We start from the raw sequence: 10,680 nt of genomic DNA, 5'->3' as shown, positions 1-10,680 counted from the left end.
AGTTAAGCTTCGTCACGCCGATGGTACTGCGCAAGTGGGAGAGTAGGTAGTCGCCGTTTTGAAAGCAGAGCCTCCGCAGCATGAGTGTTGCGGAGGCTTTTTGCGTTTTATGGGTATATTCTTTCAAGCGATGGCTTGAATGTTATTTTCCTTCCCCTTTGATCCATCCCGGAGTCGGGAAATGCATGCCTGCCAGGGTCAGACCATTCTCTTTGGCATAGTGCAGGATACGTTTCCGTGTGGCAGCAGCTGCCTCCTGGTCCATGTCAAAAGTCGCACAAATGTCGGGGCGGAGCAGCTGCAAGGCGGTGCCGTGCATCAGGTCGCCTACGATGAGCAGACGTCCGACTTGGAAGGCGGTGTGGCCCGGAGTGTGACCGATGGCATTCAGGGCGGTTACGTTGCCCGGCAGTACATCGTCGAAGTTGAACAGGTGAAGCCGTTCCTTGTATGCCTCCATTGTCTTGACGACCTGAGCCTTTCTCTCCTCAGGCATGTTCATCCAACCATCATATTCCATCTGTGAAGCATAGACTTCCGCGTTGGGGAACACGACACTGTCGCCTTGCATCATGCCGCCGATGTGGTCGCCATGAAAATGAGTCAGGTAGAGATAATGGATGTCTGCGGGTGAGATGCCACGTCGTTTCAGTTCCGGGAGCAAGCGGCTGTCGGGTGTACCGTTTCCCGTGTCGAAGAGGATGAGACATCCGTTCGTCTCCACGAGAAAAGTGCCGACGCTTGCCGGAATGCCGTCTTGCAACCCGAGGCTGTCAATCAGGCTGTCCGGTGCATCCGGAAACAAGGTGCGGGGCATCAGCCGTTCACCGGCATTGTCCTTGAGCCAGCTCAGGCGGACGCTGTCGATTCGGAGTTCGTTCAGTGTGTCGTTGGGCATGATGGAATCTGTTGAGAAATTTGTTGTTGCAGTCTTCTGGTTCTTTCCGCCGCAGGCGGACAGCGTAAGGGCGAAGACCATGACACCCCATACGCATCTCGTGATACGTTGTTTCATGGCTTTGTCGGTTTGATTGGAAGCGAAAATAGTAAGAATGCCAATAGATTGCAAATTGTCAAATCGTCAAATGCTCCCTCTCCTCTGAAAATCGCTTGTTCGCATCCGAAGCCGGGATGGAGCGCAACGAGGCCCTTCTCAGGCGATTCCCCAAAAAACACGTGTTAGCTGGAAAGTTGCTTTTTCTCTTTTTGTCAAGTGGAAACGGAAAAAGGGTGACAATGTGAGAAGGCGTCGGATGGAGAAGACGGAGCAGGGAGGGCTGTTCCCCGATTCAGAGAAGGGGTGGATGTGATAATATTGTTTAGAAAATGAGACTTCTCTTACGAATGTCTATTTTTATGCGCAAAAAATATTCATTTTGTTTGCTTGTTGTGGAAAAAACTGTACCTTTGCCTCCGTTAACAATTGAACAACCCAATACACAGGATTATGTATACAAGCATGATTATTGTCAGCCTAGTATTGTCAGTCATTCTGATTCACGTCGTGGTGATTCCATCAAGACCGTGAGAAAGGCCGCGTGTCATGCTGTCATGAATATATTTGTGGAAAGAGCCTTTCTCAGTTATGGGGAAGGCTCTTTCAATTATAGGAACCGCGTAAAGCATTTAGAACGATGAAACATCAACTACGTAGCGCCATTAGTACGCAAGGTCGCCGCATGGCAGGGGCTAGGGCTCTCTGGGTGGCAAACGGGATGAAACGTGAACAGATGGGAAAGCCCATCATTGCGATAGTCAACTCTTTTACTCAATTTGTTCCCGGACACACGCATCTGCACGAAGTGGGGCAGATGGTCAAGGAGGAAATTGAGAAGCTGGGTTGCTTTGCTGCCGAGTTCAACACCATCGCCATCGATGACGGCATTGCCATGGGGCACGACGGGATGCTTTATTCGTTGCCTTCGCGTGACCTCATTGCCGACAGCGTGGAGTATATGGTGAACGCGCACAAGGCGGACGCCATGGTCTGCATCAGCAACTGCGACAAGATTACGCCGGGGATGCTCATGGCTGCCATGCGGCTCAACATCCCCACGGTGTTCGTGTCGGGAGGACCGATGGAGGCGGGAGAATGGGACGGGCAGCACCTGGACCTGATTGACGCGATGATCAAGTCAGCCGATGCGTCGGTGAGCGATGCAGACGTGGCTACCATCGAGCAGCATGCGTGCCCCGGATGTGGTTGCTGCTCGGGCATGTTTACGGCGAACTCAATGAACTGCTTGAACGAGGCTATCGGGTTGGCGCTCCCCGGCAACGGAACCATCCTCGCCACCCATGCCAACCGGCGCCAGTTGTTCAAGGATGCTGCCGCGCTGATTGTGAAGAATGCTTATAAGTATTATGACGAGGGCGACGAGAGCGTCCTTCCGCGGAACATTGCTACCCGCGCGGCGTTCCTCAATGCCATGACGCTCGACATCGCCATGGGAGGCTCTACCAACACGGTGCTCCACCTGCTCGCCATTGCCCATGAGGGGGAAGTGGACTTCCGGATGGACGACATCGACATGCTTTCACGCCGTGTACCCTGCCTGTGCAAGGTGGCGCCGAACACGCAGAAATACCACATCCAGGATGTGAACCGTGCCGGAGGCATCCTCAACATCCTTGGTGAGCTGGCAAAGGGCGGACTGTTGGACACGTCCGTCTCCCGGGTGGACGGGCTGACGCTGGGCGAGGCCATCGAACGTTATGACATCAGCCGGGCGGACGTCAGTGACGAGGCACGGCGCATCTACACGAGTGCTCCGGGCAACCGCTTCAACATCCGCTTTGCTTCACAGGATGCCACCTATGGGGAACTGGACACCGACCGTGCCAACGGCTGCATCCGTGACCTGCAGCATGCCTACTCGAAGGATGGCGGTCTGGCGGTGCTCAAGGGAAACATTGCCCAGGACGGCTGTGTGGTGAAGACGGCAGGTGTGGATGAGAGCATCTGGCGTTTCTCCGGTCCGGCAAAGGTCTTCGATTCCCAGGAGGCTGCCTGCGAAGGCATCCTGGGTGGCAAGGTGGTGAGCGGCGACGTGGTGGTCATCACGCACGAAGGTCCCAAGGGTGGACCGGGGATGCAGGAGATGCTTTACCCGACGTCGTACATCAAGTCCAGACACCTGGGCAAGGAGTGTGCACTCATCACCGACGGACGCTTCAGCGGCGGTACGTCAGGCCTGAGCATCGGTCACATCTCACCGGAAGCGGCTGCCGGAGGCAACATCGGCAAGGTGACCGATGGCGACATTATCGAGATAGATATCCCGGCACGCACCATCAACGTCCGTCTGAGCGACGAGGAACTGGCGGCACGCCCCATGACCCCCGTGACGCGCGACCGCCGGGTGTCGAAGGCGCTCCGTGCATACGCCAGCATGGTCAGTTCAGCCGACAAGGGAGGCGTGAGAATGGTGGAGGACTGAATTCCCCTGCCCACTACTAACGACGTAGATTAAACGAGAGAAGAAGTTACAGCTATGAGTAAAGAAAGAATAACCGGTGCTGAAGCATTGATGCGTTCGCTGGAACATCAGGGAGTGACGACCCTTTTCGGGTATCCCGGTGGTTCCATCATGCCCGCCTTTGATGCGTTATACAGCCATAGAGAACAATTGAACCACATCCTGGTACGCCACGAACAGGCGGCTGCCCATGCTGCCGAGGGTTACGCCCGTGTGTCGGGCAAGGTAGGTGTCTGCCTGGTGACGAGCGGTCCCGGTGCGACGAACACGGTGACGGGCATTGCCGACGCCATGATAGATAGTACACCTATTGTGGTCATTGCCGGTCAGGTGGGAACCTCGTTCCTGGGGTCGGATGCTTTTCAGGAAGTGGACCTCGTGGGCGTGACGCAGCCCATCTCCAAGTGGAGTTACCAGATACGCCGTGCCGAGGACGTGCCCATGGCGGTGGCGAAGGCATTCTACATTGCCCGCAGCGGACGTCCGGGTCCCGTCGTGCTCGACTTTGCCAAGAACGCACAGGTGGAGACCTTCAACTACGAACCGGTCGACATCGACTACATCCGCAGCTATGTCCCCGTGCCTGACACCGACGAGGCTTCGCTCGACGAGGCTGCCCGGCTCATCAATGCTGCCCGCCGCCCGTTTGCACTGGTGGGGCAGGGAGTCGAGCTGGGCAATGCACAGGAGGAGCTGCTCGCCTTCCTGGAGAAGGCGGACATCCCCTGCGGTGCCACGCTGCTCGGTCTGTCAGACATCCCTACCGGACACCGGCTGAACAAGGGCATGTTGGGCATGCACGGCAACCTCGGACCGAACGTGAAGACCAACGAGTGTGACGTGCTCATCGCCATCGGCATGCGCTTTGATGACCGGGTGACGGGCAACCTGGAGACCTATGCCCGTCAGGCAAAAATCATCCACCTGGACATCGACCCGGCGGAAGTCAACAAGAATGTGGCTGTCGACGTGGCTGTCCTGGGTGACTGCAAGCAGACGTTGCGTCAGCTGACCGAGCGCGTCAGTGAAGCCCGTCACACCGACTGGATAGAGAGCTTCAAGCCCTACGAGGAGCAGGAGTATGCCCATGTCATCGAGTCGGAGGTATACCCGAAGGAGGGACCTCTGAAGATGGGTGAGGTGGCACGCGCCGTGAGCGATGCTGCCGGGGGCAATGCCATCCTGGTGACCGACGTCGGTCAGAACCAGATGCTTTCTGCCCGTTACTTCAACTATGCACAGAAACGCAGCATCGTGACCTCGGGCGGACTGGGCACCATGGGCTTCGGCCTGCCTGCTGCCATCGGTGCCACCTTCGGCGCCCCCGAACGTACGGTGTTCGCTTTCATGGGCGACGGCGGTCTGCAGATGAGCATTCAGGAGCTGGGCACCATCATGGAGCAGGGCTCACCGGTGAAAATCGTGGTGCTCAACAACAACTACCTGGGCAACGTGCGCCAGTGGCAGGCGATGTTCTTCGGACGCCGCTACTCATTCACCCCGATGCTCAACCCCGACTACATGAAGATTGCCGAGGCATACGGTATCCCCTCGCAGCTGGTGGAGCGTCGGGAGGACCTGGCGGAAGCCATCGGACGGATGCTCTCCACCGACGGACCGTTCCTGCTGGAGGTGGCAGTGATTGAAGAAGGGAACGTGTTGCCGATGACTCCCCCGGGAGGAACGGTCAACGAAATGTTGCTTGAATGCTAAGAGAGGAGGACCGAACACATGGAAAAGAACTTATATACACTAATCGTCTATTCGGAGAACATCGCCGGCTTGCTCAACCAGATAACGGCGGTGTTCACCCGTCGGCAAATCAACATCGAGAGCCTGAACGTGTCCGCTTCGTCCATCCAGGGTGTGCACAAGTACACCATCACGGCGTGGGTCGATGCAGAAACCATCCAGAAGGTGGTCAAGCAAATCGAGAAGAAGATTGAGGTCATCCAGGCTCACTACTTCACCGACGATGAGATATTCTACCACGAGATAGCCCTCTACAAGCTGTCGACCCCGAAGCTGGAGAGCGACTCGTACATCTCGAAGGTCATCCGGCGTTACGGAGCCAGCATCGTGGAGGTGAACCCCGTCTACTCCATCGTGAAGAAGACCGGTATGAGCGACGAGATTACGGCGCTCAACAGCGAGCTTCAGTCGTTGGGGTGTGTGCTCCAGTTTGTCCGTTCGGGACGTGTCGCCATCACGAAGAGTTGCGTGGAGCGCGTCAACGAGTACCTGGACGAACGGGCGGAGAAGCATCGCCGCTGCATCCAATAAACATCACATACAGTTATGAGTACAGAGAAAATAGGAAAGTATCACTTCGTGGCAGAACCGTTCCATGTCGACTTCACCGGACGGCTGACGATGGGCGTACTGGGTAACCACTTGCTCAATTGTGCCGGCTTCCACGCCGAGGAGCGCGGGTTCGGCATGCAGACGCTCAACGACAACCACTACACCTGGGTCTTGTCCCGTCTGGCCATCGAGCTGGAGCGCATGCCCGAGCAGTATGAGTCGTTCTCCATACAGACGTGGGTGGAGAATGTCTACCGTCTGTTCACCGACCGTAACTTTGCCATCCTCGATGCCGGGGGGAATCCCGTCGGGTATGCCCGTTCCATCTGGGCAATGATTGACATGAAGACACGGAAGCCCGCTGACCTGCTGACGCTTCACGGAGGCCACATCACCGACTACATCTGCAGTGACAAGGAATGCCCCATCCAGAAGCCCGGGCGCATCAAGGTCACCAGTCAGGAAGCCGTCGGCGAGCACCGTGCCCTCTACAGCGACATTGACATCAACGGACATGTGAACAGCATCAAGTACATCGAGCACATCCTGGACCTCTTCCCGATGGAGACGTTCCGGGAGCGGCGGATAAAGCGTTTCGAGATGGCATACTCCGCCGAGAGCTATTACGGCGACACCCTGTCATTCTTCCGCGACGAGACCGGTGAGCGCGAGTACGACATCGAGGTCCGCAAGAACGGCGGTGACGTGGTCTGCCGCAGCAAAGTGAGATTCGATTGACTCTATTATTAAACACATACTTAAAACATTTCAGTAAAATGGCACAAATGAATTTTGGAGGGGTTACCGAGAACGTTGTAACCCGTGAAGAGTTTCCCTTGGACAAGGCGCGTGAGGTATTGAAGAACGAGACCATCGCCGTCATCGGTTACGGCGTACAGGGCCCCGGCCAGTCGCTCAACCTGCGTGACAATGGTTTCAATGTCATCGTCGGCCAGCGTCCCGGCAAGACTTACGACAAGGCAGTGGCAGACGGATGGGTACCGGGTGAGACCCTCTTCAGCATCGAAGAGGCCTGCGAGCGTGCGACCATCATCGAGGTTCTCTTGTCGGATGCCGCCCAGATAGCTTGCTGGCCGGTCATCAAGAAGCACCTCACAGCCGGCAAGGCACTCTATTTCTCTCACGGTTTCGCCATCACTTACAGCGACCGTACGGGCATTGTTCCTCCTGCCGACGTCGACGTCATCATGGTGGCACCCAAGGGTTCGGGTACCTCTCTGCGCACGATGTTCCTCGAAGGACGCGGCTTGAACTCGTCCTACGCCATCTATCAGGATGCTACGGGTCGTGCCTGGGAACGTGTCATCGCCCTCGGCATCGGTGTCGGTTCGGGCTATCTGTTCGAGACCACCTTCAAGCGCGAAGTGTACTCCGACCTGACCGGTGAGCGTGGAACCCTGATGGGTGCCATCCAAGGCTTGCTCCTGGCGCAATACGAGACCTTGCGCGAGCATGGTCACACCCCTTCGGAGGCATTCAATGAGACGGTTGAAGAGCTGACCCAGTCGTTGATGCCGCTCTTTGCAGCCAAGGGTATGGACTGGATGTATGCCAACTGCTCGACCACCGCACAGCGTGGCGCACTCGACTGGATGGGTCCGTTCCACGATGCCACCAAGCCCGTGTTTGAGAAACTCTACAACTCCGTGGCAAGCGGCGAGGAGGCACAACGCTCCATCGACTCCAACTCACAGCCCGACTACCGCGAGAAGCTGAACGAGGAACTCCGTCAGCTGCGTGAGAGCGAGATGTGGCAGACCGGTGCCGTGGTCCGCAAGCTCCGTCCCGAGAACAACTGAGCGCCTCGTTGAAAACCTGTTGATACGAAAAAACGCCTGCCGTACAAGCTTTGTGCTTCCGGCAGGCGTTTTCCATAGTGTTTCAGTCGGTCAGACGTCGGGGCTGACCGGCGGGAACCTTATTCATGTACGTACAAGTCCCAGCCCAGGTAGTTGTCGATGGCTTCCTGGAGGATGTCCACCACGTCGGTGCGCACCATTGCCACGTGGTGCTCGAAACCGTTCTTGCAGATGAACTTCAGCAACTGCTGCAGGTTGTCCACTTGTGTCACGGCGATGCAGCCGTCCATGCCATAGGGGTCGTTGGTCATGTGTCCCTTGCCCAGGTAGCTCTTGATGCAGCCCAGGGTGTCGTCGGTCGAGATGCGGAAGAAGGTGAAGTCGCCTTCCGTGCACTTGCCGTAGACGGCGCCAAAGGTGTTCACCTTGCCGAGCGTACGTCCCAGTACACCGAGCGGACCGAGTTCGAGGTCGTTCTTCACGAAGCTCTTCGGGAAGTTGCCGCAGTGCGTGCAGACACACTTGTTGCGGTCGTCGGCGAAGTTGTTGTTCCAGTCGAGCAGGGCGGCAGGCTGTCCTGCTGCCAGACGGAGGGCATACATCGACACGGCACCGGCGACGTCGGTCTCGCAGGCACACGGGATGAGGTGTTCACCCAGCATGCTCATGGTGACGCAGGCTGCACAACCGTAGTTCTGCTCCAGCGAGTCCCAGCATTGGATGGCAGTGGCATCCACCTCGTTGGCTTCGATCCACTCTTCCACGGCGAGGCCGAACTTGGCTTGCATCGCCAGCTTCTCCTGGTAGGCGGCAGGCACCTTGGCGTAGTGGCTGATTTCCTCCATCTTCTGCTTCAGGGCAGCGGCATTGTTGTCGATGCGCTGTGCGTTGAAGATGATTTCGCTCATGTCGACGGGCACCACTGTGATGCCGCTCGCCTGGAGCAGCTTCTCGCTGTAGCGGCAGGTGTTGAAGCCGAGCGGACGGGTACCGATTTGTCCGATGCGTGCGTGGGTCAGCCGGCGTACGACGCGGCAGATGGCAGCGAACTTGTCGATGTCCTTCATCAGCAGTTCGCTGTGGATGGAGTAGGTATGCAGGGTCGTATCCGTGAACGGGATGCCGCACTGGTAGAGGTTGTTGCACACGGAAATCTTTCCGCAGAAGGCATCACGGCGGCTGTCCAGGTCCACTTTGTCGTTCTGGTCATCGCATGCCTGTACCAGCACCGGCACATGCAGTTCGGCGCGGCTGATGGCATTGATGATGCCCACCTCGAAGCCGAAGTTGGGCAGTGACACGATGATGCCGTCGATCTCGTCGCGGTGGGCGCGGAAGAGGTTGGCGCACTTCTTTCCGTCCTCGACGGTCTCCATCGAACCGCCCGTCGGCGTGTCACATTCGTCGAGAATCACGTAACCGTAGCCAGCCTTCTCCAGCTGTTCGAGCAGTGTCTTGCGGACGTCGATTGCCAGCTCCGAGTTGAAGTAGGCGCGTGTACCGATAATCAAACCGAAAGTCTCTTTTCCGGGTTTAGCTTGTTGTATCATACCTTATAAGTTAATTAGTTGTTCTGTTATGGGGTTGTCTGTTCACTGTTTGTTCACGGTGCGGACGGCACCCACCCATCCGGCATAGAGACGGGCACGCTCGTCGTCCGCCATCTGCGGCAGGATGCGGTTGTCGGTCGTACGCAGGGCAGCCACTTCGGCCAGGTCTTTCCACACGCCGCGTGCCAGTCCGTTCATCACGACGGCACCCATGGCAGACGCTTCCTCCACGTCGGAGCGGTTGATGCAGGCATTCAGCATGTCTGCCTGAAACTGCATGAGGAGCTTGTTCTTCGTCGGTCCGCCGTCCACACGGAGTTCCTTCAGGGTGATGCCGGCATGGCAGGTCATCAGGTCGATGAGGTCCTTGATCTGGTAGGCGATAGCTTCCAGGGCTGCACGGCAGACGTGTCCGCGTTCCGTCCCGAGTGTCATGCCGCAAATCATGGCTTTGGCGTGCGGGTTCCACCACGGGGCGCCCAGTCCGGCAAAGGCAGGCACGAGGTAGACACCTCCGTTGTCCGGCACACCCGCGGCAAGCGCTTCGATGGCAGCCGGGCTCTCGATGAGGCGCAGCTGGTCCGCCATCCACTTGATGGTGGCACCGGTGCAGTGGATGTTGCCTTCAAAGGCGTAGAACACCTTGCCGCAGGCGGCAAAGCCGACGGAGGTCACCAGTCCCTCGGGAGCACCGATGGCTTCCTCTCCGATGTTGACCATCACGGATGAGCCCGTGCCGTAAGTCGCCTTGCCCATTCCCGGTTCGAAGCACATCTGTCCGGCAAGTGCGCCGTGCGAGTCGCCCAGAACTCCGGCAATGGTGATGGGGGAGGAGAAGATGCCTTCGACGGTGGTTTCACCGAAGACAGAGTCGCAGGGATGCGGCTCCGCCATCATGCTGCGGGGGATGGTGAAGAGGCTCAGCAGCTCGTCGTCCCAGTCCAGCGTATGGATGTTGAACAGCAGGGTGCGCGAGGCATTGGTGTAGTCGGTGGCATGTACCCGTCCGCCCGTCAGTTTCCAGACGAGCCAGGAGTCGATGGTACCCATGAGCAGCTCGCCCCGTTCCGCAGCATCGCGGGCGCCGTCCACGTTGTCAAGAATCCACTTGGCACCGCTGGCGGCGAAGTACGGGTCGATGAGCAGGCCGCTGCGTTCGCGGATGAACTCGGTGTAGCCCCGTTGCTTCAGGTCCTCGCAGATGTCCGCTCCACGCTGGCACTGCCACACGACAGCATGACAGACAGGCTTGCCCGTGAGCCGGTTCCACACCACGACGGTCTCGCGCTGGTTGGTGATGGCGAGCGAGTAGGAGGCGTCGGCGTCCGTCCGTCCTTCCATCAGCCGACGGATGGCCTCCACCGTGTTGCGGTAGATTTCCTCGGCATCGTGCTCCACCCATCCTGCCTGCGGATAGTACTGGTGGTGCGCCACGTTCTTGCGGTCGATGAGGCGGCATTGCTCGTCGAACAGCACCGCCTTCGTGGCTGACGTACTTTGGTCGATGGCTATGATGTATCTCATAAG

8 protein-coding genes are annotated in these 10,680 nt (G+C 57.8%); 5 read left to right on the top strand and 3 right to left on the bottom strand.

The features are described 5' to 3' along the window. Positions 1–142: 142 nt before the first annotated feature. Complete coding sequence (locus M3087_RS08915) at positions 143–1,015, bottom strand: MBL fold metallo-hydrolase (RefSeq protein ID WP_249095082.1); 873 nt, start codon at positions 1,013–1,015, stop codon at positions 143–145. A gap of 619 nt (positions 1,016–1,634) precedes the next feature. On the opposite strand from M3087_RS08915, the gene ilvD reads away from it, so the two are divergent. Genes ilvD through ilvC form a run of 5 tightly spaced genes read left to right on the top strand, consistent with a single transcriptional unit; the run spans position 1,635 to position 7,603 of the window. Further along, entirely contained in the window at positions 1,635–3,440 is a 1,806-nt protein-coding gene (gene ilvD / locus M3087_RS08910) for a dihydroxy-acid dehydratase (RefSeq protein WP_249095079.1), read from the top strand. A gap of 54 nt (positions 3,441–3,494) precedes the next feature. Further along, entirely contained in the window at positions 3,495–5,192 is a 1,698-nt protein-coding gene (ilvB, locus tag M3087_RS08905) for a biosynthetic-type acetolactate synthase large subunit (protein WP_249095077.1), read from the top strand. Positions 5,193–5,210: 18 nt separating this feature from the next. After that, positions 5,211–5,762 (top strand): acetolactate synthase small subunit, encoded by a 552-nt coding sequence (ilvN, locus tag M3087_RS08900; protein ID WP_022384080.1) that lies wholly within the window; start codon positions 5,211–5,213, stop codon positions 5,760–5,762. Positions 5,763–5,777: 15 nt separating this feature from the next. Then, a complete protein-coding gene (locus M3087_RS08895; protein WP_022384081.1) occupies positions 5,778–6,521 on the top strand; it encodes an acyl-[acyl-carrier-protein] thioesterase in 744 nt (247 codons plus the stop codon). A 38-nt stretch (positions 6,522–6,559) separates the two neighbouring features. Beyond that, positions 6,560–7,603, top strand: a complete 1,044-nt coding sequence (gene ilvC / locus M3087_RS08890) for a ketol-acid reductoisomerase (protein ID WP_022384082.1) — start codon at positions 6,560–6,562, stop codon at positions 7,601–7,603. A 119-nt stretch (positions 7,604–7,722) separates the two neighbouring features. Here the strand turns inward: ilvC and M3087_RS08885 are convergent, their stop codons facing one another. Further along, entirely contained in the window at positions 7,723–9,153 is a 1,431-nt protein-coding gene (locus M3087_RS08885) for an L-fucose/L-arabinose isomerase family protein (RefSeq protein WP_249095074.1), read from the bottom strand. A gap of 42 nt (positions 9,154–9,195) precedes the next feature. Continuing rightward, entirely contained in the window at positions 9,196–10,677 is a 1,482-nt protein-coding gene (gene glpK, locus M3087_RS08880) for a glycerol kinase GlpK (RefSeq protein WP_249095072.1), read from the bottom strand. Between the last annotated feature and the right edge of the window lie 3 nt (positions 10,678–10,680).

Source organism: Mediterranea sp. ET5 (genome assembly GCF_023337025.1).
In the GTDB taxonomy this organism is placed as follows: domain Bacteria; phylum Bacteroidota; class Bacteroidia; order Bacteroidales; family Bacteroidaceae; genus Phocaeicola_A.
This window is presented reverse-complemented; position numbering and strand designations above follow the sequence as displayed.